The sequence below is a fragment of the Mycobacterium persicum genome, assembly GCF_002086675.1.
In the GTDB taxonomy this organism is placed as follows: Bacteria; Actinomycetota; Actinomycetes; order Mycobacteriales; family Mycobacteriaceae; genus Mycobacterium; species Mycobacterium persicum.
Genome location: NZ_MVIF01000027.1, coordinates 1 through 25602, shown reverse-complemented (window position 1 = coordinate 25602; position 25602 = coordinate 1). Strand labels below are relative to the sequence as shown.

The 25602-nt window shown below is 65.4% G+C and carries 21 protein-coding genes and 1 pseudogene; 10 read left to right on the top strand and 12 right to left on the bottom strand.

Annotated features, from left to right (window positions below):
* Window positions 1-56: 56 nt before the first annotated feature.
* The 5 genes from trmD to BST40_RS11260 form a co-directional block, all read right to left on the bottom strand.
* A complete protein-coding gene (gene trmD, locus BST40_RS11280; protein WP_075548607.1) occupies window positions 57-749 on the bottom strand; it encodes a tRNA (guanosine(37)-N1)-methyltransferase TrmD in 693 nt (230 codons plus the stop codon).
* A gap of 16 nt (window positions 750-765) precedes the next feature.
* The gene (gene rimM, locus BST40_RS11275; RefSeq protein WP_083154269.1) at window positions 766-1299 is read right to left on the bottom strand and encodes a ribosome maturation factor RimM; all 534 of its coding nucleotides are present in this window, start codon (window positions 1297-1299) and stop codon (window positions 766-768) included.
* 25 nt (window positions 1300-1324) lie between these two features.
* Complete coding sequence (locus tag BST40_RS11270) at window positions 1325-1567, bottom strand: RNA-binding protein (protein ID WP_003878715.1); 243 nt, start codon at window positions 1565-1567, stop codon at window positions 1325-1327.
* 8 nt (window positions 1568-1575) lie between these two features.
* Window positions 1576-2082 (bottom strand): 30S ribosomal protein S16, encoded by a 507-nt coding sequence (gene rpsP / locus BST40_RS11265; protein WP_075548609.1) that lies wholly within the window; start codon window positions 2080-2082, stop codon window positions 1576-1578.
* A gap of 225 nt (window positions 2083-2307) precedes the next feature.
* On the bottom strand, window positions 2308-2727 hold the full coding sequence (locus BST40_RS11260; RefSeq protein WP_083028508.1) for a nuclear transport factor 2 family protein: 420 nt from the start codon (window positions 2725-2727) through the stop codon (window positions 2308-2310).
* 204 nt (window positions 2728-2931) lie between these two features.
* Between BST40_RS11260 and BST40_RS11255 the strand changes: the two genes are divergently transcribed.
* Window positions 2932-3816, top strand: a complete 885-nt coding sequence (locus tag BST40_RS11255; RefSeq protein WP_075548610.1) for a D-alanyl-D-alanine carboxypeptidase family protein — start codon at window positions 2932-2934, stop codon at window positions 3814-3816.
* A gap of 75 nt (window positions 3817-3891) precedes the next feature.
* Here the strand turns inward: BST40_RS11255 and BST40_RS11250 are convergent, their stop codons facing one another.
* From BST40_RS11250 to ffh, 5 genes and pseudogenes are all read right to left on the bottom strand, one after another.
* Window positions 3892-4479 carry a TetR/AcrR family transcriptional regulator gene (locus BST40_RS11250; protein WP_075548611.1) on the bottom strand — a complete coding sequence of 196 codons (588 nt, stop codon included), beginning with the start codon at window positions 4477-4479 and terminating at the stop codon, window positions 3892-3894.
* A gap of 1 nt (window position 4480) precedes the next feature.
* Window positions 4481-6300 (bottom strand): annotated as a pseudogene (locus tag BST40_RS11245) (N-acyl-D-amino-acid deacylase family protein).
* A 64-nt stretch (window positions 6301-6364) separates the two neighbouring features.
* The gene (locus BST40_RS11240) at window positions 6365-8047 is read right to left on the bottom strand and encodes a serine/threonine-protein kinase (protein WP_083154268.1); all 1683 of its coding nucleotides are present in this window, start codon (window positions 8045-8047) and stop codon (window positions 6365-6367) included.
* A gap of 59 nt (window positions 8048-8106) precedes the next feature.
* Entirely contained in the window at window positions 8107-9186 is a 1080-nt protein-coding gene (locus BST40_RS11235; RefSeq protein ID WP_075548614.1) for a metal-dependent hydrolase family protein, read from the bottom strand.
* Window positions 9187-9193: 7 nt separating this feature from the next.
* Window positions 9194-10789 carry a signal recognition particle protein gene (gene ffh / locus BST40_RS11230; protein ID WP_083028241.1) on the bottom strand — a complete coding sequence of 532 codons (1596 nt, stop codon included), beginning with the start codon at window positions 10787-10789 and terminating at the stop codon, window positions 9194-9196.
* Window positions 10790-11183: 394 nt separating this feature from the next.
* On the opposite strand from ffh, the gene BST40_RS11220 reads away from it, so the two are divergent.
* Complete coding sequence (locus tag BST40_RS11220; protein WP_075548616.1) at window positions 11184-11399, top strand: hypothetical protein; 216 nt, start codon at window positions 11184-11186, stop codon at window positions 11397-11399.
* 181 nt (window positions 11400-11580) lie between these two features.
* Here BST40_RS11220 and BST40_RS11215 read toward each other — a convergent pair whose 3' ends face one another.
* Window positions 11581-12429 (bottom strand): META domain-containing protein, encoded by an 849-nt coding sequence (locus BST40_RS11215; RefSeq protein ID WP_131808342.1) that lies wholly within the window; start codon window positions 12427-12429, stop codon window positions 11581-11583.
* A gap of 371 nt (window positions 12430-12800) precedes the next feature.
* Here BST40_RS11215 and BST40_RS30075 point away from each other — a divergent pair, with 371 nt between their 5' ends.
* The 8 genes from BST40_RS30075 to BST40_RS30070 all read left to right on the top strand — a co-directional run bounded on the left by BST40_RS30075 (window position 12801) and on the right by BST40_RS30070 (window position 22830).
* Window positions 12801-12962, top strand: a complete 162-nt coding sequence (locus tag BST40_RS30075) for a hypothetical protein (RefSeq protein ID WP_156908224.1) — start codon at window positions 12801-12803, stop codon at window positions 12960-12962.
* Window positions 12963-13141: 179 nt separating this feature from the next.
* Entirely contained in the window at window positions 13142-16345 is a 3204-nt protein-coding gene (locus BST40_RS11210; RefSeq protein WP_158006373.1) for a type 2 lanthipeptide synthetase LanM family protein, read from the top strand.
* A gap of 62 nt (window positions 16346-16407) precedes the next feature.
* Window positions 16408-16605, top strand: coding sequence for a hypothetical protein (locus tag BST40_RS11205; RefSeq protein ID WP_131808343.1), 198 nt, complete (start codon window positions 16408-16410; stop codon window positions 16603-16605).
* 17 nt (window positions 16606-16622) lie between these two features.
* Entirely contained in the window at window positions 16623-17555 is a 933-nt protein-coding gene (locus BST40_RS11200; RefSeq protein ID WP_075548620.1) for a tetratricopeptide repeat protein, read from the top strand.
* Window positions 17556-17563: 8 nt separating this feature from the next.
* Window positions 17564-18838, top strand: a complete 1275-nt coding sequence (locus tag BST40_RS11195) for a hypothetical protein (protein WP_142276725.1) — start codon at window positions 17564-17566, stop codon at window positions 18836-18838.
* A 40-nt stretch (window positions 18839-18878) separates the two neighbouring features.
* Entirely contained in the window at window positions 18879-20624 is a 1746-nt protein-coding gene (locus BST40_RS11190; protein WP_083028509.1) for an ABC transporter ATP-binding protein, read from the top strand.
* A complete protein-coding gene (locus BST40_RS11185; RefSeq protein ID WP_083028245.1) occupies window positions 20621-22528 on the top strand; it encodes an ABC transporter ATP-binding protein in 1908 nt (635 codons plus the stop codon). Before BST40_RS11190 ends, BST40_RS11185 begins: the two co-directional genes overlap by 4 nt.
* Before the next feature lie 128 nt (window positions 22529-22656).
* Window positions 22657-22830 (top strand): hypothetical protein, encoded by a 174-nt coding sequence (locus BST40_RS30070; RefSeq protein WP_156908225.1) that lies wholly within the window; start codon window positions 22657-22659, stop codon window positions 22828-22830.
* Window positions 22831-22852: 22 nt separating this feature from the next.
* Here the strand turns inward: BST40_RS30070 and BST40_RS11180 are convergent.
* Window positions 22853-25602: type 2 lanthipeptide synthetase LanM family protein (locus tag BST40_RS11180; protein WP_142276724.1), on the bottom strand; the 2750-nt coding region annotated here is incomplete at its 5' end.

Below are 25602 nucleotides of genomic sequence, written 5' to 3'. Positions count from 1 at the left end.
TGCGGCTTCCCGTGTGCGAGTCTGCGGCTGCTCGGCAGCCTCAGCTCGGTGGGGTCTCAGTCTGGTGGGGCCAGTTCGGGTCGCCGCTCGCGAGTGCGCTGCAGCGCGACCTGCCGTCGCCAGGCGGCAATGCGGGCGTGGTCACCGGAGAGCAGGACCTCAGGCACGTCCAGACCACGCCAACTCGGTGGCCTGGTGTAGCTGGGGCCCTCCAGCAGCCCCTCCAGACCTGGCGAGTGCGAATCAAGCTGGACGGAATCGGGATTGCCCAGGACTCCGGCCAGCAGCCGCAGTACGGTTTCGATCATGACCACGGCCGCCGACTCGCCACCGGGTAGTACGTAGTCGCCGATCGAGACCTCTGCCACGCGCATCCGCCGGGCGGCATCCTCGATGACTCGTTGGTCGATGCCCTCGTAACGGCCGCAGGCGAACACCAGGTGCTGCTCAGCGCTCCAACGCTGCGCGGTAGCCTGGTCGAACAGCGCACCAGCGGGCGTGGGAACTACTAAAAGCGTTCCGGCAGAACATATTTCGTCGAGCGCCGCCCCCCATACCGGCGCCTTCATCACCATTCCCGGGCCGCCGCCGTACGGCGTATCGTCCACCGAGCGGTGCACGTCGTGCGTCCACCGCCGTAGGTCGTGCACCTGCAAGTCGACCAGCCCTGACGCAATTGCCTTGCCCGGCAACGACTGCCGCAGCGGATCCAGGTAGCCGGGGAAGATGGTGACTATGTCGATTTTCATATCGATAGGCCTCTTGCTAGCCCAGATCCAACAAGCCGTCTGGTGGATCGATCTGCAGCACACCGTCCTCCAGCGACACCGAAGTGACGATGGCGCGGACGAACGGCACCAATACCTCGCCCTTCTGGCTGCCTGCCGCACGCCGCACCGCCAATAGCTCGCCGGCAGCGGTGTGTAGCACCTCGGCGACGACGCCGACGTCCTGGCCCGTCGACGTGCGGACTCGCAGACCCTCCAGCTGGTGGTCGTAGTAGGTGTCGGCCTCCCCGATCGGCGGCAGATCGGCGGAGTCGATGACGAACACGCTGCCGCGCAACGCGTCGGCCGCATCACGGTCGGTGACACCGGCCAAACGCACGAGGAGCCGCACGCCATGGTCGCGCACGCTGTCGATCACATAGCTGCGCCCCTGGCCCGGGTCGCGGGAACTCTTGGCGCGCAACAGCGTTCCGGGGGCGAACCGGATGTCCGGATCGTCGGTGCGGACTTCGACGACGAGTTCGCCGCTGATACCGTGCGCCTTCACCACACGCCCGACTACCAGCTCCATGGGCGCTCCATGAGCATGGACTCAGCTACTGGTCGGTGTCCACCACGTCGACGCGGATGCCCCGGCCGCCGATACCGGCAACCAGCGTGCGCAGCGCGGTCGCGGTACGCCCCCCGCGGCCGATCACCTTGCCCAGGTCGTCGGGATGCACGTGAACCTCCACCGTTCGTCCACGACGGCTGGTCACCATATCCACCCGCACATCGTCGGGATTGTCCACGATCCCGCGGACCAGGTGTTCGACAGCGTCGACTACCACGGTGCTCATGGCGCCGGTCAACTTTCGGTCGGCTCGGATTGTTCGGCACCCTCGGCAGGCGCTTCTGTCTTCTCGGCCGCGGAACCGGCCTCAGGGGTGGCGCCGGCTTCTTGGGCACCCTTGACGGCCTTCTTGGCCGGCGACTTCTTCTTCGGTTTGGCGGCCTCGGTGGTGGGACCGCCCTCTGCGGCAGCCAGCGCGGCGTTGAACAACTCGAGCTTGCTGGGCTTGGGCGGGGCAACCTTCAGCCGTCCCTCCGCACCCGGAAGTCCCTTGAACTTCTGCCAGTCGCCGGTGATCTTGAGCAGCTTGAGGACGGGTTCCGTGGGCTGAGCACCCACCGACAGCCAGTATTGGGCGCGCTCGGAGTTGATCTCGATCAGGCTCGGCTCTTCTTTGGGGTGGTAGCGGCCGATGACCTCGATCGAGCGGCCGTCGCGGCGGGTGCGGGCATCGGCGACGGCGATGCGGTACTGCGGATTGCGGATCTTGCCAAGCCGGGTGAGCTTGATCTTCACAGCCATGATTAAGCGACTTCTCCTGTGTGTCACGCTGCAATTCAGCGACCAGGGCGGGATGCCGGGGTCCGGTTTTGCCTCGCGTGTCTAACCGCCGTGCGAGCACTTCCACAGAAGTGGGTCGCGCGCCGGACAGCCGCCTATTGTGCCAGAAGGCGCTGACCCCGGGAAATCCGTGGCGATCGCAAGCGCGGCTCGGTGTGTCCAGCCGGGCGCAGCGGGTCGCCACGCTCACAGCACCCTCTGGAACACCTTCGATTCGACGCGGCGCGTCATCCGCCAGCCCTCGGTGGTGCGCAGGAACTCGTCGTCGTACCACAATCCGCAGAACAGCACCTGCTGCTGGTCGCCCGGCAGCACCATCGGGTTGAAGCAGATCACCCGCGACGACGCGGTATCGCCGTGGATTCGCACCGAGAAGTTGCCGAGCATGTGCGCGTACACGGGAAAGTTCGGCAACACCTCGGCCAACCACTTCTTGACTTCGGGATAGCGGCCGTCGATACCGCCCAGCGCGCGGTAGTCGATGTACGCGTCGGGCGTGAACACCGTGTCGAGATCGTCGAATCGGCGCAGGTCGATCGCTGTGGAGTAGTCCACCAATAGTTGCTGGATCTCCAACCGGTCAGAAATTTCGGCCAGGCTCAACACGGTTTGATTCAACACCGCAGACCCGTGCCTTGGGATGGGAATGTCTGCCACGACTCCTGCTGGGGCTCCTACGCCGTCCATGACGGTGGCACCAGAGCCTTCTACTCCCGGCGTGGCATGCCGTGGCCGTAGGCATTCCCGCTGACGCGCCGGGCGCCCACCGAATTGGGCGTCACGTAACGCTGGACGATAAACTCTGCGCTCATGCGGAAGCTTATGGCTGCGGCCGCAGCGTTGCTCGCGGTCGCCAGCGTCAACGCGGCCGCCACCTCCCCGATCTCGAGAGCAGATACCGACGTCCAGCCTGCCGGCTCGGTACCGATCCCTGACGGTCCGGCCCAGACCTGGATCGTGGCCGATCTCGACAGCGGCCAGGTACTGGCCGAACGCGACCAGAATGTCGCCCATCCGCCCGCGAGCACGATCAAGGTGCTGCTGGCATTGGTTGCACTGGACGAACTCGACCTGAATTCGACGGTCGTCGCCGACGTCGCCGACACTCAGGTCGAATGCAATTGTGTCGGCATCAAGCCGGGCCGCACCTATACCGCGCGGCAGCTGCTCGACGCGCTGCTGCTGGTTTCCGGTAATGACGCCGCCAACACATTGGCGCAAATGCTTGGCGGTCAGGACGTCGCCGTGGCCAAGATGAACGCCAAAGCCGCTGCCCTGGGTGCGGGAAGCACCCATGCGGCTACCCCGTCCGGCCTGGACGGACCCGGCGGTTCCGGCGCCTCGACGGCGCACGACCTCGCGGTCATCTTCCGTGCCGCCATGGCCAACCCGGTGTTTGCTCATATCACGGCCGAACCCACGGCGATGTTCCCCGGCGATAACGGTGACCAACCGATCGTCAACCAGGATGAGCTGCTACAGCGCTATCCGGGCGCGATCGGCGGCAAGACCGGGTTCACCAACGCCGCGCGCAAGACATTTGTCGGCGCCGCCGCACGAAGCGGCCGCCGGCTGGTGATCGCCATGATGTACGGGACGGTCAAAGAGGGCGGCCCCACCTATTGGGATCAGGCCGCCAGCCTGTTCGACTGGGGATTTGCCCTCAGCCCGCAAGCCAGCATCGGCTCCCTCTAATACCTCCGGCACCGCGAGAAGACGAAAAATCGTCGCCATTTCAGCGAAATGGCGCGATTTTGCGTCTTCTCGCGCTCACAAGGCGCCGGTCAGCAGGGCGGTGAGCACCGGGATCCGCCGCTCCTCGATCTCCGGCTGTGGCAGTATCCCCTGTACCACGGCGGCTCCGTCGAACACGTTTGTCAGCAGTGCCACGATGACCGGAAACGTCTCCTCCGGGAAGCTCTCGGCACCCGGCAGCGACCGGGCCGCATCGTAGATCTTCGCTGAATACTGACCGAGTTCCTGCTGCAATGTGTCTCTGAGCTTGTCGTCGGTGCGCGCGGCGATCAGCAGTTCGTACAGCACGGCGTTGGTCGGACCAATGGTGATGTCCCGCAGGATTGCCAGCGCCGATTCCAGCGCCGGCCGGTCGGCCGGTATCTCGGCGACGCGCTTGGTGAATGTCTCGAGCTGACGGCGCAACACCTCCGAAGCCGTGGCCGCCATGAAGTCGCCCATCGTGTCGAAGTGGCGGAACAGTGCGCCTACCGACACCCCGGCGCGCTTGGTGATCATGGCCGCGGACGCCCGGGCATAGCCCACTTCGATGATGGTGGCGATACCGGCGTCGAGAAGCCGTCCGACGGTTTCCTCGCGGCGTTGCTGCTGGGTGCGCGCCATCTCAGGCGCCGACCCTCAGGGCTTGGCGCTCACCGGCTCGTAAGTACCGTCCCGACGGCACGGTCAGCCCGTAACCGTCCCGGAACTGACCCTCGCGGAACACGACGGCGCCATTGACCCCGGTTGCGACGACGGTCGCGTCGTTGCGATTGACCATGCGCCGCAAGCCGCCGTAGAAGGAGGCCTCCGCCTCGTGGTAACCGTCCACCGATTCGTCGAGATGGACCGGGTCTATCACCACGAAGTCGGCGCGGTCGCCTTGGCGCAGCGTGCCGGCGTTGATGCCGAACCACTCGGCCACTTCACCGGTCAGGCGATGCACCGCACGCTGGATGGACAGGAATGGCTTGCCGGCCCGGTCGGCGTCGCGCGTCCGCTTGAGCAACCGAAGCGGGAAGTTGTAGAAGGCCATGTTGCGCAGGTGCGCACCGGCGTCGGAGAAGCCCATGTGGACGCTCGGGTCGGCGGCGAGCTTGTTGAGCTCGTTAGGCCGGTGGTTGGCGACGGTGGTGGTCCAGCGCACGTTGCGTTCACCGTTGTCCACCAGCACGTCGAGAAACGCGTCGAGTGGGTGTAGTCCACGCTGGTCGGCGATTTGCCCAAAGCTCTTGCCGATCAACGATTTATCAGGGCACTCGACGATCACCGCGTCGTGGAAGTCGCGATGCCACAACGTGGGTCCGAGCTTGATGCGGTCGAACTCGCGCCGGAACCGCCGGCGGTAGGACTCGTCGGCCAGCAATTCGTTGCGTTCCAGTTGTTCACGCAGATGCAGCGCCGCCGTGCCGGCGCCGAATTCTTCGAAGACCGGCAGATCGATTCCGTCGGAGTACAGCTCGAACGGGACCGGCAGATGCTGAAAGCGCACACTGGCACGCAGCAGCTTGTTGAGCACGCGGGTGCCGAGGCCGAAGGTGTGCACGGCCAGCGGCATCGATTTGGCGTCGGCCGAAACCAGCATGCTCATCCGAACCCCCTTGCGGCGATTGAGGATTCGGCTGCTGGCCAAGAAAAAGAGCAGTCCGGTCGCCGGCCTGTCGAGGTCGGGCGCGCTCTGCAGGATGCGGCCGCGCTTGCGCAGCACCGAGATGAGCTTGCGCCGTTCACGCCAGGTCGCGAAGGTGGACGGCAGCGCGCGGGACCGGAAACGGTCGCCGTCGAGCTTGTCGATCGCCGCGTCCATCCCGGACATGCCGAGCATTCCGGCGTCGAGCGCCTCGTCGAGCAGTCTCGCCATCGTCTCCAGCTCGGCATCGGTGGGCCGGACGGTGGCATCGGTGGCGCGGTCAAGCCCGAGCACCGCCGCCCGCAAATCCGAATGGCCAAGCAGCGAGCCCACATTCGGGCCCAGCGGCAGGCTGTCGATGGCCTTGATGTATTCGGCCGCCGTGGACCACGTCCGGTTGGTGTCCAGCGCACGGTAGACGAACTCGCGCGGCACCGCTTCGACGCGGCTGAAAAGGTCGGCGGCGTCCTCGGAGTTGGCGTACACCGTCGACAGCGAACAGTTGCCGAGCAGCACCGTGGTGACGCCGTGGCGCACCGATTCGCGCAGTCCCGGATCGAGCAGCACCTCGGCGTCGTAGTGCGTGTGCACGTCGATGAATCCGGGCACCACCCACTTCCCCGCCGCGTCGATCACCTCCGGGCAGCCGGTTTCGTCCAGCGGCCTGTGGGACACCGTGGCCACTACTCCGTCGCGAATGCCCAGGCTTCGGGTCTGCGGCGCGGCGCCGGTGCCGTCGAACCACAGTCCGTTGCGAATGATTACGTCGTAGCTCACAGTTCCTCCGGGTCGTCGAGTTGCCACCAGCCTAACATAGATAGTGATCACTCGCAATCTTTTTTCTAGGCGCGCGATTCTCCCACCGAAGCGGCGGCGGACTCAGCGGCCCGGGCCGGACGGCGACGTGGTTGGCGTTGTGGTTGCCGGCGGGTTCGCGGGAATGGTCACGGGATCCGGCACGCTGACGGCGGGCGGCAGATCACCGCTGCGGCTGGCCACCGCGGGAATGCGGATGACCGCTCCCTGTTGGCCGCATTCGTTGCTGTGCACGGTGACCACCATCTCGCCCACGAGATCCCCGACCGGTTGGGGCCGCAACGACAGCACCTGGGTGGTGGCCTGGGTGCTGGCCGCGCCATTAGGACCTATACACCCGAACTGCACCTCCTCGGGCCGGGACTTCCACTGGCCTTGGCCGAACTCCAACACCAGCGGGCGAACGCTTGACTTTGTCTGGGTGTGGTCGTTGTCGTCGAGCATGGTGGCCGCGGCCAGACAGCCCGTCGGGGTGCACGAAGACCGGATCGCCCACCAGGTGTTGACGTCGGGAGGCTGCGGGCTCGGGGTGTAGTCGTAGGTCTGCTTCGAGCGTTGGACCTCGATTTGATAGGTGCCGTCGAGGGGGGCCGGCGGGGCGGCCGGGTCGCTGGTCGCCGGCACGCTGGACGCAGCGGATGAACTGGTCTGCGGTCCGGCCGCCTGAGGATGGTCGCCGGTCGTCTTGCGGCCGATCGTGATGCCGACGGCGAGCAGGCCAACGAGCACGACCACCAGGGCCGAGCCGAGCAGGATCCGGCGCGATCTGCGCCTGCCCGGTTCTTGCGTTGATTGGGAGAACGCGTCGAGGCGCCGGGCCAGCACCGCGGCGGCCGACTGCAGCGGGGTGCCACGCCGTTGCAATGTCACCGGTTCGGGGGTCGGTGGTGCTGGTGGGCTCTGCGGCCAGTCGTAGACCGGGTAGTCGACGACATAGGCGGGTTCGGCAACGGTGGCGGCCGACCAGGCCGTCGCTGCATCTAAAACTTCGGGGCGCTGGTCGACCGGCCTGACCCCGGCCTGCTCGTGGAGCGCATCGGCGAACTCCCGGCAGCTCCCGAAACGGCCGGCGGGATCGGCGTTGAGCGCCCTGGACAAGGCGGTATCGAGTCGCGCCAAGTCCGGTCGCAGGTCGCTGAGTCTGGCCGGCACGTCGACCGGCGACGTGCCGGTGAACAGCTCAAAAGCCGTAGCCGCCAGGGCGTACTGGTCAGCGCGCCCGTCGGCCTCGGCTCCCAGCTGAGCCGGCGCGCGCCCCGCTATCCCGAAGTCGCTCAACAGAATCCGCGGCTCACCCGGCCCCACGTCGGTCACCAGGATGTTGGCGGGCTTGACGTCGCCATGCAGCACGCCACGCTGATGGGCGTAGTCGAGTGCGGCGGCCACGGCACTGACTATGGCGAGCACCTCGCCGACCGCTAACACCGCCGGAAACCGCTTGCGCATCAGCTGCCCGGCGCTGATGCCGTCGATGTAGTCCATCGCGATCCACAGCCGGTCTTGGAACTCGCCACGGTCGTGGACCTCGACAATGTTCGGGTGATAGAGGTTCGCGGCGGCGACGGTCTCCCGGTGGAATCGCCGATGGAACTCGGGGTCCGAGGACAGTGCCGGCGAGAGAACTTTCAGCGCCGCCCACTGCGCCGAGCGCGGGTCCTCGACGAGATAGACCTCGCCCGTCGGGCCCGACCCAAGAAGTCGCACGATTGTGTAGGCGGCAAAGGTCGTGCCGCCGGCCAACGCCATTCCGCGATGGTAACCGCCGCCGCGACAGCACGCCCGGCAAGCGTCGGGCTAACAGTCGGTTAACACTCGGCCCGAAACATTCTGCCGCGCAGGATTATCACATCGGGCCGGTTCAGCACACCCGGTCCCTGCCGCGGGTCTTCGACGTAGCACAACAAGTCAGCCGATGCGCCGTGGTCCAGGCCAGGCCGGCCCAACCAGCGCCGAGCGTCCCAGCACGCCGCGCCCAATGCATCGGTGGGACTCATCCCGATCTTCGTGAGGGCCTCAACCTCGTCGGCGATACGTCCATGTCGGACCGTGCTACCGGCATCGCTACCGGCATACACCGCAACTCCGGCCTCCCGCGCCGCGGCGACCCGAGGGTAGGTGCGGGCATAGAGGTCACGCATGTGGGCGGCATAGATCGGATAGCGGGTCGCCGAATCCGCGATACCGGGGAAGTTTTCGACGTTGATCAGCGTGGGTACCAACGCGGTGCGGTGTTCGACCATCAGCGCGATGGTGTCGTCGGTCAACCCCGTGCCATGCTCGATGCAGTCGATTCCGGCGTTGATCAGACCCGGCAGCGCATCCTCGCCGAAGACGTGGGCGGTGACCCGGGCCCCGTGGGCGTGTGCGGCAGCGATGGCCGCCTTGAGGACGTCGTCGGACCACAACGGCGCGAGATCGCCGACTTGGCGGTCAATCCAGTCGCCGACCAGCTTGACCCAACCGTCGCCGCGGCGAGCCTGCTCGGCCACCGCGGCCGGCAGCTGCGATTCGTCCTCGAGTTCGACGGCGAAACCGGGGATGTAGCGCTTGGGCCTGGCCAGATGCCTGCCGGCGCGGATGATGCGCGGCAGGTCGTGGCGGTCGTCAAGACTGCGGGTATCGGTTGGTGAGCCGCAATCACGCAGCAGCAGTGCGCCCACGTCACGTTCGGTCTGCGCCTGGGCTGCCGCCTCGTCGAGGGCAATGGCGCCGTGTTGACCCAGCCCGACGTGGCAGTGCGCGTCTACCAGCCCCGGCAAGATCCAGCCGCCCTCCAAGACGGTGTCGGCGCCCCTCACGGGCTCGATGCTGAGGTGGCCGTCGACGACCCACAGGTCGATCGTGGTCTCGTCGGGCAGCGCCAGGCCTCGCACGTGCAGGGGCACGGCGCGGCTACTTCTTGCCGGGGTTGCCCGGGAACTTGAGCTTGGAAAGGTCGAAGTCGGCCAGCCCGGGCGGCAGCTCGTCGAGGCCTTCAGGCATGTGCGACAGGTCCGGGAATCCTGCCGGCATACCCGGCATACCCGGCATACCCGGCATGCCCGGCATGCCGAAGGGGCTCTTGACCTTCGGCGGTGTCGGTCCGCGGGCGCCCTTCTTGCCCTTCTTGCCGGCTTTTCCGCGGGCAGCCTTGGATTTGCGCGTCGCGGATTTGCGTCCCAGACCGGGGATGCCCATGCCGCCGAGCATCGAGGACATCATCTTGCGGGCTTCAAAGAAGCGGTCGACGAGCTGGTTGACCTCGGAGACCGTCACGCCCGAGCCGTTGGCGATGCGCAGCCGCCGCGACGCGTTAATGATCTTGGGGTCGGCCCGCTCTTCGGGGGTCATCCCGCGAATGATGGCCTGCACCCGGTCGAGTTGCTTGTCGTCGATCTCGGCCAGCGCTTCCTTCATCTGACCCGCGCCGGGCAGCATGCCCAGCAGGTTGCCGATGGGGCCCATCTTGCGGACGGCGAGCATTTGCTCGAGGAAGTCTTCCAGGGTCAGCTCGCCGGCCCCGATCTTGACCGCGGCTTCCTCGGCTCGCTGCGCGTCGAAGACCTGCTCGGCCTGTTCGATCAGGCTCAGCACATCGCCCATTCCCAGGATGCGGCTGGCCATCCGGTCCGGGTGGAAGACGTCGAAATCCTCCAGCTTCTCCCCGGTGGAGGCGAAAAGGATTGGCACACCGGTCACTTCGCGGACCGACAGCGCCGCCCCGCCGCGGGCGTCGCCGTCCAGCTTGGTCAACACCACACCGCTGAAGCCGACGCCCTCGCCGAACGCCTGAGCGGTCGCTACCGCATCTTGACCGATCATCGCGTCCAGGACGAACAGCACCTCATCGGGGTCGATGGTGTCCCGGATGGCGGCGGCCTGGGCCATCAGCTCCTCGTCGATGCCCAGCCGACCGGCGGTGTCGACGATCACGACGTCGAAGTGTTTGGCCCGGGCTTCGACCAGCCCCGCAGCGGCGACGGCCACCGGGTCGCCGGGACCGGACTCCGGTGATGCGCCCGGGTGCGGAGCGAACACCGTCACCCCGGCGCGCTGGCCGACGACCTGCAGCTGATTGACCGCGGCCGGGCGCTGCAGGTCGCAGGCCACCAACAGCGGGGTGTGTCCTTGGCTCTTGAGGCGCGCGGCGAGCTTGCCGGCCAGCGTCGTCTTACCGGAGCCCTGCAGGCCGGCGAGCATGATGACGGTTGGCGGCGTCTTGGCGAACACCAGTTCGCGGGTCTGGCCACCGAGGATGCCGATGAGTTCGTCGTTGACGATCTTGACGACCTGTTGGGCCGGATTGAGTGCCCCGGATACTTCGGCGCCGCGGGCGCGTTCTTTGATCCGGTGGACGAACGCCCTGACCACGGGCAGCGAAACGTCGGCTTCCAGCAGCGCCAACCGGATTTCACGCGTCGTGGCATCGATATCGGCGTCGGTCAGGCGACCCTTGCCGCGTAGCCCCTGAAGGGCACTGGTCAACCGGTCGGACAGCGATTCAAACACGCCTGCCAGCCTAGCCGGGCGACGATACGGGCCTCACCATCCAGCCCCGTGGTGAGTGCCAGCCCCGCGAAGCGGGGCGCAGCAGCTCACCACCATCCAGCCCCGTGGTGAGTGCCAGCCCCGCGAAGCGGGGCGCAGCAGCTCACCACCATCCAGCCCCGTGGTGAGTGCCAGCCCCGCGAAGCGGGGCGCAGCAGCTCACCACCATCCAGCCCGTGCCGCGCCACCTACACCACCGCGACGACACGCCGGAGCAGGTCGCGCTGACGTCAATCTCGGTGAGCGCGTCCGGCCCGAGGTGGCCGAGCCGAGCGCGGCGGCTCGCGATGGAAGGGCCTTGGTCGCTGCCCATTACCAACGATTGAAGGCGGAGCGAAAAGGATAATCAGGTCGCATGGTTGAGTTTCGAGTGATCGACCCACACGGCGCGATTGTCGCAACGAAAAATCTTGCCAGTGCCGAAGCCGCGCACGCCTGGTTTGTCGACTCCGTCACGGACAAGTCCGAGCTGGGATGGCGTATGGAGGTCAACGACGCCGGGGCGTGGGCGTTCTTCGACGACACCGGAGGTTTTACCGCGCCGGCGAGCCGCCATCCCACACGACACTGAATTGCCGTCTGCGGGCGACACCCGGATTCTCCCATTTCTCGTCCGGGTTCACAGACGGCGGCTGGCGCCATCATCGTGCCGCCGATACGCCGATTCGTGCGATGGGCGGCTTGATGTTCATTTGTGCGGACCAACTTCAATCTTTGCTCTGCGGTGGCAATCGCCCGAGCTTTGACGGGCCTCATGGGGCGACCAAACGCGCAAGCGTGGTGCCCTCGGAGGCCAGCAGGTAGAGCTGACCTGGTGGGCCGGTCACGCTACGAGTGCGATCCAGGGCGGCCTGCACTCCGAACTCGACCCGCATGACGTCCGGATCGCACATCTTCTTGGTGTATGAGAGCTCCGTAAAGGTGAGGATGGCTCCATCCAATTCGTACCGCCCGACAAAGTGGTTGCACCCCGAGAACCCCACCGCCGCGCCATTTGACAACAGCCCCAAGGTGGCCGCGGTCGTCATCGGCGTGGCCGCACCCATAACTTCGACGAATCGCCACGTTGTCCCCACCACTTCCGGAACGGCGGGCTCGTCCAACGGCACCGTGCCCGGCAGACGCGCCTGTCCACCCGACGCGGTGCGACTGGCCGACGCGGCGATGCAACCGACATCGCAGCCGCGCAGCGGGCCGCTATCGGCGGCCGCGCGGACCGTACACGTCAACGCGGCAAGAAGGGCTGCGGCCGCACATGCGACCAATCTGATCGCGAAACCTGACCGGCCATTGCCAAGCGCGGACACGCGGCGACGTCCGAGATGTTCGGAGCTACCCAGGACGCTGAAAGCGACGTTTTTCACCGCCCCCGCGTGGGCCTCCAGCCCAGCTGCGCCCGGTCGCAACACATCCCCCGAGTGCCACCTGAAATCATCACCGGCAGAAACGATCTGCTTACCGTCGCGACTGAAAACCACACTCTCCGCCGCGTGGCAGCCGGTCATCGGGACGCCGGGCCAACCAATACGTCTGCCGGCCGCAGGTCGCACGCCGATGACGTGGTCCTTGCGGACGGCCCGGACGCCGACCCGTTCTCCCACCGACTCATCTCCTTCTTCCCGCTAAATCATTCCAGATCAAAGCAATTCAGCCGAGGGCTGTCCTTGCCCGGCGTGCCTGCGAGAACTTCGATGCGTCGACTCTGGCCTTTCCAGCGATGTGGCGACAGGGCCTTTCGACTCTCATCCGGGTCTACCGCCCATCATGGGCCGGGAAACGGCAGAGATCGACGACGTCGTCGGCACGGGCACGAGCCTCGGCATCCCGGGGACCTTTGGCCCTACCGCGCCGGTTTGCGGGCGGCTATCGTTAGCAGCAGGGAGACTGTTCCACGCTGGATTTCGCCTGCACACGGTGAGATTCGCATCCTGAACCCCGCGGCTCAAGGAACGGAAAGTTGGAGGGAGTTAACGTGACCGGCAAGCTGATTCTGGAATTGCCGCCTTTCCTGATGGTGGAGAAACTTCAGGAAGATCCTGGCGATGAGGAACGGGCTGACAGCAACTTCCAAAGCTCCATTATCTACAACTGCTGCAGCCAATTTCCCTGTACGTTCTCGAAGTCCCGTTACTAGGCTCGACGGCACCGAGTTCAAACGTTGCCCAGGCGATGCCGTCCAGGCAGCGGGTTGTTGAAGCGGGTTAGCCCAGAAGGCTCGGGGCTGCTGCCGTCGGGGGTGATCAACACGTGCAAGTGATAGGGCCGGCGACGCGGCCCGCGGCGGAATTGAACCATGCGGAGCGCGTCGCATTGGTGTCCCGAGCGAGTTCCCTGCGCGAGCGGATTTCGCACCCAGATGCCTTCGACCCGGAAGGGGTTTCGCGCAAGGCAGCGGCACGGCTGAAGAAGTGGTGCGAGATCGTCGCCGACGGCGACGCGGACCAGTTTCGCCGCCGGTTGTCGCTCGACTCGATCGAACTAGAACGGGTACGGGCATTGCTCGGAGACGTGGCGAGGCCGGAAGTCTTTGGCCTGCCGACATGGACTGAGGTGCTGGACGAGGTGTTGCGGGCGGGCGCTGCCGGTGGGACCGGTAGCGGAGGCGATCGCGAGTTGCCCTTCCTGCACACGGATGCGCCGGTGCCGTTCGAGGAACTGCTGTTGCCGTTCCTCGCCGTTGCCGAAAACCGCTTGGACGAAGCCGCCAGCGACTACCGCGCGCTGCCGGTCCAGGTTCGCGGCAGCATGGAACATTCTCTGCTGCAAGCCCTCTCGCGAATTTCCTCGCGGGTGCTGGAGTTGGAGTTCCGCACTTTTCTGGCGTGCCGTCAACTCGACGGGCTGCCCTGTCCGGACCCGGCACGGGCACACGAGTCACGGACGGCGTATCTGGAGTTTGTCGCGGACATCCGCAGAACCGGCTGGCGGCCCTTGTTCGCAGAGTATTGCGTGATGGCAAGGCTGATGGCGGTCGCGGTGCTGCAGTGGGTGGCCAACAGCGCCGAATTCCTCACCCGGCTGCGAGCCGACCGAGCAGACATCGGCCGGATCTTCGGTGTCTGTGATCCTGGTGATCTCGCGGCCATCAAAATGGATTTGTCAGATCCCCACTTCGGCGGCAAGTCGGTGGTCGCCATTGAGTTCGCCGGTGGGGAAATGCTGATCTACAAGCCGAAGGATCTGGCACTGGAAGCGGCGTACTTCCGCTTCACCACGTGGCTGAACACACTCGGTGCGGATCCCACCTTTCCGGTGCTGAAAATGCTCGAGCGCGACGGATACGGGTGGGTGGAATTCATCGACAACCGGGCTTGCGAGTGCGACGACCAGGTTAGGCGCTTCTACCGCAGGTCAGGCGCACTCCTGTGCTTGCTCTATGCTTTCAACGGCACCGACTTTCACTTCGAGAACCTGATCGCCTGCGGGGAATATCCGGTGCCGGTGGACCTCGAGACCATCTACAGCCATCCGATGGCCACCGACGATTCTGAACTCACGGATGAAGTCGCGCGGCGGCTGGGCCGATCCGTCTTGGCCACCCACTTCCTCCCGAATCCGGTCAAGGGCCAACACCGCCATTACGACATCTCGGCGATCGCGCGATCTGCGGATGAAGAAGGCGAATATGAAGTCTTGACCTGGCAACACATCAACACCGACGGATTGGGATATCGATACGGAAAGGTCAAGGCCAAGCAGGGGGACAACCTGCCGCGTTTCGAAGAGCAATACCTGTCCCCGGACAGCAATGTGGAGGAAATTGTCGACGGTTTCCAGTCGGTCTACGAGCTGTTGACAAACCATCGGGAACAACTTCTGGCGCCGGACAGCCCATTTCACGAGATCTTCACTTACCCGGCACGTTTCATCCTTCGTAACACCATGCATTACATGTCCGTCCTCAACAGCGCCTGCCATCCCGACTGCCTGCGTGAAGGCATCGACTTTGACATCCAGCTGGACGTGCTGTCGCGGCCGTTCCTGCATGACAAACGGCGGCTTGAGCTTTGGCCGCTGGTCCGCGAGGAGGTGGCGGCATGCTGGCGAACCGATGTACCGAAATTCACCGCGCCGGGAGACAGCGATTCGCTGGTACTGCCGTCGGGCGAAACGGCGCATGCGTGTTTCACCGATTCCGCAGTCAACCAGTCGCAGCAGAATTTATCGCACTTCGGCGACGATGACCTCTGCTGGCAGGTCAAGCTGATCAGGGGGTCGATGGATGCCCGCGATGCCAAGAGATTCATCTGGTATGCCCCGCCCGGCGAGTACGACGACGAGCAGATGGAGCCTTTGGACCGAGCGCAACTGGTGGAACAAGCGGTCGCGTTGGGGCGCGGTCTGGAGCGCGCGGCAATTCGCCAAGCCAATGGTGAGCCGGGGTGGCTGGTCCTGAAGAGCCTGCCGCAGGGCGACGAATTCGCCTTGCGGGCAATGGAATTGGAACTCTACAACGGCCGGTGCGGGGTAGCGTTGTTCTTCGCCGCGCTCGAGAAGGTGGCCCCGGATCTCGGATTCGGCGAGTCGGCGCGGGCCGCCCTGGCGATCGTGCGCCGCTGGCTCGCCAAGGCCGACAGCCACGACATCGCATCGCTGGGGATCGGCGGACTGCTGGGATTTCCCTCGGTGACCTACGCCCTGGCGCGCGTCGGGGTCCTGCTCGAGGATGGCGGGCTGGTCGACGAAGCCGTCGGCGCGGCCCGCCGGATCGGCCCGGAGATGGTGAACGGGGACAAGGCATTCGATGTCCTCGGGGGTGGGGCCGGAGCGATCTTGTGCCTGCTCGCGTGCTGGCGTGCCGGCAGCGATCCGCAATTGCTTGCCATCGCCGACGCCTGCGGCCGACATTTGCTCGACGCGCGCAGCCTGACGCCCTCCGGGCACCGGACCTGGGCCACCCTTGCCGGCAAACACCTGACCGGCATGTCGCACGGAGCGGCGGGCATCGCCTACGCCCTGGCTGCACTGTTCAGCGCAACGGACGAACGGGAATTCCTGGAAGCAGCCAGGGAAGCGGTGCGCTTCGAAGCTTCGGAGTTTTCTCCCGAAGTGAACAATTGGCACGACCGCCGGGAGGTCCGCTACTCGGGAATGACGATGGACCAGCCCGGGTTTGGCATGTTCTGGTGCCACGGCGCCCCCGGGATCGGCTTGGCACGACTGGGTGGCCTGCCCGCACTCGACTCCCCTGAGATCCGTCGTGACATCGCGGCCGCGTTGGCAACCACCGGCGCTTGCGGTCTGTTGCCTCGCGATCACATTTGTTGCGGCAACATGGGTTTGGTGGAGACACTGCTGACCGCTGGTCAGGTGCTCGGCGACCCATCGTGGACCCGGGAAGCGCTGCGGATCAGCTCGCGCGTGGTAGCACGGGCCGGGCGCATCGGGGATTTCGCGATCACTTTCCGCCATGGCTTCCGAAGCCCGAACTTGTTCATGGGCGCGGCCGGAGTCGGCTATGAGCTGCTGCGCGTTGCCTATCCCGACGATTTGCCGGCGGTTCTGCTGCTGGCGTGATCACCGGCCGGTCACCACCGGAGCACCCCGAGACCAAGAGCGCCCAGACCGGAGGAGCGAAAATGGACGATCACCCGACCCTGACCGAGGACGAATTGCGGTCCGCGGTTCGCCAGGTGTTCAAGCGCGCCCAGACCGACTGGGAATTCCGGCAACTGTGCCTGTCCGATCCCGCCGCAGCGATTCGTGAGATCAGCGGCAAGTCGCTGCCGTCCGGCTTCGCACTACAGTTCACCGACACGCGAGAATCCGTCGGCTGAACTTTCGCGTGCCCCACATGGAACTCTACGAAGTTGTCAGAGATGCGGTGAACCCGCAGATGCTGCAACTCATCAAAGATTCACTGGTCATCTCCAAAGATGCTGACTACGCCATGAACGGCGTGCCGTTGTCCGACACCCAGCACTTCGGGGACCGTCAATGCCCGGACAGCTGGGCGCGTTATAGCCACCCGGTTTGCGAGGCACTGCTGCTCGCGGTCGCGCCGGTGGTAGCGCGGGTCAGCGACAAGGAACTGGTGCCCACCTATAGCTATTGCCGGATCTATTGGAACGGCGCGGTGCTCGAAAAGCACACCGACGGTGCGAGTTGCCAATACAGCGCATCGCTGTGTGTTGACGTTGACCCCGAGCCGTGGCCTCTTTACCTGGCAGACACCGAACTAGTCTTGAACCCCGGCGATTTGGTCTGTTACCGAGGCATCGACGTGGTGCACTGGCGCAAGGCCTACACCGGCCATCAGCAGATCCAGGTCTTCTTGCATTACGTCGACAAGAACGACCAACACGCGGCGTGGGCCTTGGACAAACGGCCCACGCTGGGCTTCGACACGAAGGCCGCCGAAATCCGCACCCTTGACCTTGTCCGGCGAGCGCTGGCCGCGCACCGGCAGGGCCGTTCGGATGACGCTCGAGCCACGTGCGAAGAAGCCCTGCGCATCGAGCCGCGTCAGTTTGATGCCCTGCACGCCTTAGGTGTGATTGCACGCGAAGCCGGGCAGCCAGAGCGCGCGCTGGAGTTGATTTCACAAGCAATCGAGATTTACCCGGAGGACCCGGCGTTCTATCTGAACTTGGGCAAGACCCACCAAGACCTGGGCAACACAACTGCTGCGATCGCCGCCTTCGAAAGCGCACTGCAGCTCAAACCTGACCTCGAGGCCGCGAAAGCTGCGCTTGGGACTGCTCGAGAACAACCGTTGGGCGGGTGATGCTCGCGATGAAAGCCGCGTCTGTTGAGGCCGTTTTCGGCAAGCTTGGCCAGGGCATCGAAAGACAATGGCGCAGTCTGGACTATGACCAGGACGCCTTCAGCGCGATCGCGGTCGAGATGCTCGCGTCCGCTGAGATCGTCGGCTCGATCGGGTCGCAAGACATCCTCGACTGGGCCATGGCGGCGCGTCAGCTACCCGCGCAACACGACATCGCAGCATCTTTCGGGCAGCCGCCGTTGACCATGTACCGGACCGAGCGCTTTCACGTGTCGGTGCTCTTCTGGCTGTCTGCGACCGTGTCCATTCACGAGCACGGCTTTGAAGGCGCGTTCGGCGTCCTCGACGGCTCCAGCATCCACTCGAGCTGGACTTTCGAACAGACGCTGCCGATCAGCACCAACCTCAAGCTGGGCACGGTGCGCCGTAACTCGACCGAGCTGCTGGAGATTGGTGCGATCCGCCCGATACTGGCGGGACCGTCCGGCGCGCACTCCCTCGTGCATCTGGATACGCCGTCGGCGACGGTGGTGATTCGCACCTGCGCGGACCCCCGTCATCACCTTCAGTACAACTACCTGGCGCCCGGTGTGGCCATCAATCCCGAATATCGGGACCCGACGCTCGTCAAGAAATGCCAGCTGGTCAAGCTGATCGCGTCCTACTACCCGCAGCGCCTCGGTGCGCTCATCGACGCGTCGTTGACCGGTGCCGACCCGCTGTCCGAACTCGAATTGCTCTCGGCGGCAATCACGACCGGCCCGTTTCGCCGCTGGTTCCCGAGTGCCAACGCGGCGACCCCGGCGCCCGCCGCGAGCGCGCCATGGATCCAGTCGGTCGTCGACGAACGGCGCCGGGAAAGCATGTTGATGTCCCTGCGCAGCCGCAGTCAGGATCCGGCCCAGCGGTTGGCGCTTGCCATCATCATGAACCACCTCGATGCCGCTACCGCCATCGGGCTCTTTGCTCGCAAGGGTTTCGCCGACCCGGTCGCGAGGATGGCGTCGGCAATCACCGAGCTACTGGTCAAGGGGCCATTCAAGGAGGTCGAAGACCCTCCGGCGGCAACGCTGCTGCACGACGTGATATCCAGGCTGATCGATGGCTGGAGCCTGGACCAGATCCGATCGTCGTTCGCGGACAAGCCAAGTGGCACCACCACGGACCAGGAACTCCTAGCACTCGCCGAGATTCTTCGGCGCACGACCTTCCTGGCCGACCTGATCCCGACCGATCGGCTCATGTCGCAACAGCGTTGCGCCGGGCCGATCGCGGCGCCATAACCCCCTGCACCCCACTACGGTGTTGTGCGACAGTAACCGGATGCTGGCGGGACTACTACGGCACTATGCCTGGCCGTATCGATGGCTGATCGCGGTCGTTGCCGGCCTCCAGCTGATCAGTACCCTTGCGTCGCTGTACTTGCCGACGGTCAATGCGTCGATCGTCGACGACGGCGTCGCCACGGGTGACACCCACACGATCATTCGGCTCGGTGGGCTGATGCTGGCGGTGACCGGCCTGCAGGTGGTGTGCGCGCTGGGCGCGCTCTACGCCGGGTCACGGGCCAGCATCGGGTTCGGGCGGGATCTACGGTCGGCGATGTTCGATCACGTCACCGAGCTCTCGGAGCCGGACACGGCGCGCATCGGAACACCGTCACTGCTGACCCGCACCACCAACGACGTCCGGCAGATCGAGGTGGTGGTGCAGATGACGAGCACCGTGCTGATCACCGCTCCGATCATGTGTGTCGGCGGCGTGGTTATGTCGATCCACCAGGATGTCGGCTTGTCGCGGCTGTTGATTGTCAGTGTTCCGGTGTTGACGGTGGCGAGCTACCTGATGATCTCCCGAATGCTGCCGCTGTTCCACCGCCTGCAGAGCCTGATCGACAACATCAATCGCGTCATGCGAGAACAGCTTTCGGGTATCAGGGTGATCCGAGCCTTCGCCCGGGAGCGTTTCGAGCAGCGGCGGTTCACCAAGGCCAACCGCGACGTGTTCGTGACCGCGCTGGCGGTCGGTCGGTGGCAGGTGCTGATGGCGCCGGTGACGATGCTGGTGATCAATCTGTCCAGCGTGGCACTGACGTGGTTCGGCGGCCTGCGCATCGAAGCCGGGCAGATGCAAGTCGGGTCGCTGATCGCATTCTTGTCGTACTTCCTGCTGATCCTGATGTCCGTGCTGATATTGATGGAATTTCTCGAGCTGTTGCCACGTGCGTCGGTCTGTGCCGGGCGCCTGGGCGAAGTGCTGTCGACGACTCCGGCTATCACCAGCCCGCCGGACCGAAAGCGGCCGGCATACGGCATCGAAGGGGCGGTGCGGCTCGATCGGGCGACGTTTCGCTATCCGGGCGCTGATCGCCCGGCGCTACAGAATGTTTCGTTGACCGCGTCGCCGGGGACCGTGACGGCGATCATCGGTAAGAGTGGTTCGGGCAAGTCGACGCTGGTATCGCTGATCTGCCGGTTCTACGACGTCGCCGACGGCGCGGTGCTGGTGGACGGCATCGACGTTCGCGACTACGACACCGAAGAGCTTTGGTCGGCGATCGGTCTGGTGCCCCAGCGCGGTTATCTGTTTTCCGGCACCGTCGCAGACAACCTGCGCTTCGGCAGGCCGGGCGCCAGTGAAGCCGAGATGTGGGAGGCGTTGCGGGTGGCCGCCGCCGACGATTTCGTCCGCGAGCATGCCGATGGCTTACACATGCAGCTGGCTCAGGGCGGCATCAATCTGTCCGGCGGGCAGCGGCAGATGCTGGCGATCGCACGCGCGGTGATCAACCGGCCCGCCGTCTATCTGTTCGACGACGCATTCTCCGCCCTTGACGTGCAGACCGACGCCCAGGTGCGCACCGCCTTGCGTGAGGTGGCCCCGGACTCGACGGTGATCATTGTGGCACAGCGTATTTCGACAGTGGCCGCGGTTGACCAGATCGTGGTGCTCGACGCTGGCGAGGTGATCGGCGCCGGCACGCATGATCGGCTGCTGGCGACCTGCCCGGCCTATGCCCAACTCTCCGAACTGCAGTCGCTGCGCGCCGATGCGGTGGGCTGGCAATGACGTCGACATCGGCTCCCGTCCAAGGACAGCTCGAGGATTCCCGCGAGAAGCCGCAAAGCTTCACCGCCTCGGCGATACGGCTCGCGCAGCGCCTCACGCCGCACGCCCGATTGATCGCGGCGGTGCTTGCCGCCGCTGTCGCCGGTATCGCGTTGGCGGTGGTCGGCCCCCGTGTTCTCGGTCACGCCACCGACCTGTTGTTCAACGGTGTGATCGGCAAGCAGCTGCCGCCCGGGCTCACCAAGGAGCAGGCGATCGCGGCCCTGCGGGCCCGCGGTGACAACGGTTTCGCCGACCTGGTATCGGGGATGAATGTCGTGCCGGGCCAGGGCATCGACTTCGGCGCGGTGGCACGCACGCTGATGGTCGCGTCCGGCCTCTATCTGGCGTCGGCGCTGCTGCTGTGGGCCAAGGGACGCCTGCTCAACGTCATCGTGCAGCGCACGATCCTGGTGCTGCGCGCCGACGTCGAGGACAAGCTCTACCGGCTGCGGCTGTCGTATTTCGACTCGCATCAGCGCGGCGAGTTGCTGAGCCGGGTCACCAATGACATCGACAACATCGAGACCTCACTGTGGATGACGATCAGCCCGTTGCTGACCGCGGTGCTGACGGTGGTGGCGGTCTTGTCGATGATGCTGTCGATTTCCTTGTTGCTGACCGCGATTACGGTCCTGACCGTGCCGCTGTCCATCTGGGTCACCCGGGTGGTCGCGCCACGTGCACGGCGGCTGTTCGTGGAGCAGTGGGCCGTTATCGGGCGGCTCAACGCCCACGTCGAGGAGACCTACAGCGGGTTGCCATTGGTCAAGACCTTCGGTCAGCGCACGCGTGCCCAGGAGCGGTTTCGCGACCTCAACGCCGGGGTCTACCGTGCCAGCTTCGGCGCCGAATTCCTGTCCGGGCTGATCTCGCCGGCGGCCGAGTTCATCGCGAACCTCAACTACGTTGCCGTTGCCGTGCTCGGCGGTATGCAGGTGGCGTCGGGACACATCACGCTGGGCAGCGTGCAGGCGTTCATTCAATATGTGCGCCAGTTCAACCAACCAGTCATCCAGATCGCCTCGATGTATTACGTCGCTCAGTCGGGGGTGGCCAGCGCCGAGCGGGTCTTCGAGTTGCTGGACGCCCCCGAGCAGGAGCCCGACCCCGCGGCGACGCTGCCATCGGCCGTCGAGCCGGGACCATCCGGGCGGGTGGAGTTTCGGCAGGTGAATTTCAGCTACCGTCCGGGCATCCCGGTGATCAAGGACGTGTCGCTGGTCGCCGAACCGGGAACCACGGTGGCGATCGTCGGACGTAACGGATCAGGTAAAACCACGCTGATGAACCTGCTGATGCGGTTCTACGAAGTCGATTCGGGTCGAATCCTGATCGACGGCGTGGACATCGCGACCGTGAGCCGGCCGTCGTTGCGTTCCCGGATCGGGATGGTGCTACAGGACACCTGGCTGTTCGAGGGGACGATCGCCGACAACATCGGCTACGGGCGTCCACACGCCGGCCGCGACGAAATCATCGCGGCCGCGAAAGCGGCCTGCGTGGACCGCTTCGTCGAGACGCTGCCCGACGGCTACGACACCCGGATCAGCGACGAGGGTGGTGACGTCAGCGTCGGCGAAAAGCAACTGATCACGATCGCTCGGGCATTCCTGGCCCGCCCTCAGCTGCTGATCTTCGATGAAGCCACCAGTTCGGTGGACACCCACACCGAGGTGCTGATTCGGCGGGCGATGTCTGAGCTGCGCCGTGGACGTACGAATTTTATTATCGCTCATCGCCTTTCAACTATCCGCGCTGCCGATATGATCCTGGTGATGCAGGGCGGGGAGATCATCGAACGCGGCACCCATGCCGAGTTGCTGGCGCGCGGCGGCGCCTATTATGCGATGTCCCGGGCCTGAACCGAAACGTGCGGCCTATCGGGGACCAAAGGCCCTTGTAGGGATTTGCGGCTGCGGCCGACAGTAAACCTCTATGTCAGATCCGCGCGATACCCGAGCAGCAAGGCTGAATCAGAAGGGGTAGAACCATGGACGACGTCAGGACCGACATGCGGCTTGCGGACGATGTTTTCGTGCAAGCTGTTACCGATGACGCGTTGGAAGCCGCGGCGGGCAGTAGGTGGATCGGTTCGAAGAAGACCGATGCGGGTTCGGCGTGGTGTTGCGGGGACGAGACGATTCTGCACACCTGCGGAGGCTAGTTGGCACCTCACGCAGCTGCGGCTATTCCCAGACCAAGACGTTGGGAAGCGAGCCATCGATCCGGCGCAGCAGCGTGTAGCCGACGCCGGCCAGCCCCTGGAACATTCCGGGGTTGAACCGTCTGGTACCGCCGCTCCATCGGTAATCGCCGCGGCTGGCGGCGGTCGAGATGACCTCGGTCAGGTGCCGTGCTGCCAGTTCACGCAAATTGTCTCGTCCCAGGACGGCTCCGGCTTCGCTGAGAAATTCGATGCTGCCGAGGGTGCCGCAGCACAAGGTGTCCCGACGTATACCGGCCCAGCTGTCTTCCACGGCGGTCAGAGCGTGTGTTATGTCGTTGTACAGCAACGCGTTATCGGCGCATTGCAATCCGGTCATGGCGATCCGCGCCACACCGATGCCGGGAGATCCGTGACACCACTTACACGGCCACACCTTTTCTCCGTTGCTGTCCAGATCGGCCCAGGCGTGGCGGTGCGGGTCGAAGTTGGCGTTTTCGAACGCAATGCATTCCGCGGCGGCGCCGGCGAATTCGTCGATTCCGGTTGCCTCGGCCAACGAGGCGAGGGCGTAGGCGTAACCCGCTGCGCCGTGCGAAATGCCGTTGAGGTCCAGTGACCCCGATCCCTGCCCGCTCCAACTGCGGCGCCCCGCCGATCCGATACGCGGTTGACGCAATAGGTGCTCGCCGCAGCGGGTTGCACGGTCGAGCAGATCGCGAGATCCGGTGTCGCGGTGCAGACGAAGCAACCCGAGGATGGCACCGGCGCTGCCGCCGATGACGTCGAGTTGATTGTCCGCCGCGATCAGGTCGTCGGTGAGCAGTGCCGCCGCAACCTGCGCATCGGCGAGCAGGCCATCGTCTCGCAGGCATGCCGACATCACGGCAAACGCGTAGATGACCGACCCCAGGCCGCCACCGGCGCCCACTCCCAGCGAGCGGGCGAAGCGGGCCGCGTTGCCGCTGTTGAGTTCCTTGCGAACGTGGGCCAATCCGGCCAGCGCCAGTTCCGCCGAGCGGGCGCAACCCGTCACCGCCGCGTGCGCAGCCAGGAAGACCCCGATACCCGACACGCCGTTGTAGAGGCCGGGGCCCAGACAGATCAGTTGGAAGAGTTCGGAATCACCCAGCCAGTCGAGCGCGATCCATGCTGCGCTGCGTCCACGGCGAATCGCGTACCGCGACAAGTCCGCGGCGATCCGGTCCGCCTCGCAGCGGAACATCTCTGTCACCGGCACACCGGTTACGTCGGGGCTTGCTGTCGGTTCCAGCCCGACCGCTTCCGCGGATATGCGTCCCCGCGCAAACGATTCCATGTTCTGCCGGATGATGGTGACCTGCCACTCGGTCCCCGCGCCGTCGAGGCCACCGGCCAGGGCCAGCGCGTGGCCCAGGCCGGAAACGCCGGCGGCATGGACCGAAGTGCCGGTGACGTCGCGAATGTCGGTGGTGTCACTGGTCATCACAAAATACGGAATGTTCAACGCCAGCAGCGCTGCCCGTTCCGCCCGCACCAGCGGCGACTGCGGATCGATGTCCTTGTCCCAGTCGGACAGCCGGGCAACAAAGTCGGCCTGCGCAGACCAGATGACGCCGTCGTCCATGCGCCGTGGATCCTTCAGCCGCTGCAGCAGCATGGCATAGAACCTCGTGGGACGCAGTAGTTTTCGTACCGGCAGGCCGGCGAAACCATCGAAGAGCCCGCCTGTCGCGGCGTCGGCGCGCCACTCGGCCAGGAACCCCGCATAGGCTCGGAAGCCCTCGATGAAAGCCTCGACGTGGTCGGCGAACTTGGCGTAGCGGCCGCCCACGTGCGGCAAGTTCGGTGTGCTGCTGTCGGTTTGACGAGGTCTGGCCGGGCGCATCGCGTCGGTGTTGACGTCGGTCCAGCGGATCCCGTCAGCGGGCGCCCAATCCGACAGCAACCCGCCGATGGCCCCGACCTCGTTGTCGGGATAACGCAGGTAGGACGGGATCAGGCGGACCATCATGACGGAGTTGGCGATGGTCTCCACGGCGGCCCGGTGGGCGTCGCTCTCCGGGTCGCCGGCATCGGGCCGATCGATGGTGGCCTGCAGGATGGTTTCGATGTCGATGGGTACCGGGTGGGCGCCGGCTGCGATGATGTTCTCCTGGTGCATGTCGCCGGCGGCAAAGCAGTAGAACAGCGCCAGCCAGGCACCGGCCCGGGTGAAGTAGGCCTCGACGTCGCGATCATCGGCGCAGGGCCCATGCTCGATAAACTCGGTCCACCCGTAACCGTCGCGGGCCAGCGCCCGCACCGCCCGCAACCTGACCGGCGCCACCGCGTTGAGCCGCCCCACCACCGCACACCACGCGACGTCGACCCGTAAATCCTTGGGCTTATACACAATTCGAGAACCATCCGCGAACACCACGACCTGCACCGAACGACCACCATTGTGCAAATCACCAAGCCCACCCTGGACACCGACCACCCGACCGGCCACCGGCGCACCCAACAACTGAGCACCGATCACCGCCACATCCGCACCCAAGCGCACCACCAACTCCGCGCTGGCATCGATCCACTGCCGAACCACAACCGCCATCAGCCGCAACAACACCGGCTTGGCCTCAAACAACCGCCGAAACCCCTGCCCCCGCATCTCCACCACGAACTGGCCATAACTCAACGACCCCGCACGCGCAGTATCGAACAACGCATACAACGCCGGCGCACACAACTGCGACAACTGCGCCACCAACGCCCCACGCAAACTCGCCCGCCCATCCTCACCAAACAACC

Coding starts and splice junctions, on each gene's coding strand:
- trmD (WP_075548607.1), bottom strand. CDS start 749: ATGAAAATCGACATAGTCACCATCTTCCCCGGCTACCTGGATCCGCTG.
- rimM (WP_083154269.1), bottom strand. CDS start 1,299: ATGGAGCTGGTAGTCGGGCGTGTGGTGAAGGCGCACGGTATCAGCGGC.
- BST40_RS11270 (WP_003878715.1), bottom strand. CDS start 1,567: ATGAGCACCGTGGTAGTCGACGCTGTCGAACACCTGGTCCGCGGGATC.
- rpsP (WP_075548609.1), bottom strand. CDS start 2,082: ATGGCTGTGAAGATCAAGCTCACCCGGCTTGGCAAGATCCGCAATCCG.
- BST40_RS11255 (WP_075548610.1), top strand. CDS start 2,932: ATGCGGAAGCTTATGGCTGCGGCCGCAGCGTTGCTCGCGGTCGCCAGC.
- BST40_RS11250 (WP_075548611.1), bottom strand. CDS start 4,479: ATGGCGCGCACCCAGCAGCAACGCCGCGAGGAAACCGTCGGACGGCTT.
- BST40_RS11240 (WP_083154268.1), bottom strand. CDS start 8,047: ATGGCGTTGGCCGGCGGCACGACCTTTGCCGCCTACACAATCGTGCGA.
- BST40_RS11220 (WP_075548616.1), top strand. CDS start 11,184: ATGGTTGAGTTTCGAGTGATCGACCCACACGGCGCGATTGTCGCAACG.
- BST40_RS11205 (WP_131808343.1), top strand. CDS start 16,408: ATGGACGATCACCCGACCCTGACCGAGGACGAATTGCGGTCCGCGGTT.
- BST40_RS11200 (WP_075548620.1), top strand. CDS start 16,623: ATGGAACTCTACGAAGTTGTCAGAGATGCGGTGAACCCGCAGATGCTG.
- BST40_RS11195 (WP_142276725.1), top strand. CDS start 17,564: ATGAAAGCCGCGTCTGTTGAGGCCGTTTTCGGCAAGCTTGGCCAGGGC.
- BST40_RS11190 (WP_083028509.1), top strand. CDS start 18,879: ATGCTGGCGGGACTACTACGGCACTATGCCTGGCCGTATCGATGGCTG.
- BST40_RS11185 (WP_083028245.1), top strand. CDS start 20,621: ATGACGTCGACATCGGCTCCCGTCCAAGGACAGCTCGAGGATTCCCGC.
- BST40_RS30070 (WP_156908225.1), top strand. CDS start 22,657: ATGGACGACGTCAGGACCGACATGCGGCTTGCGGACGATGTTTTCGTG.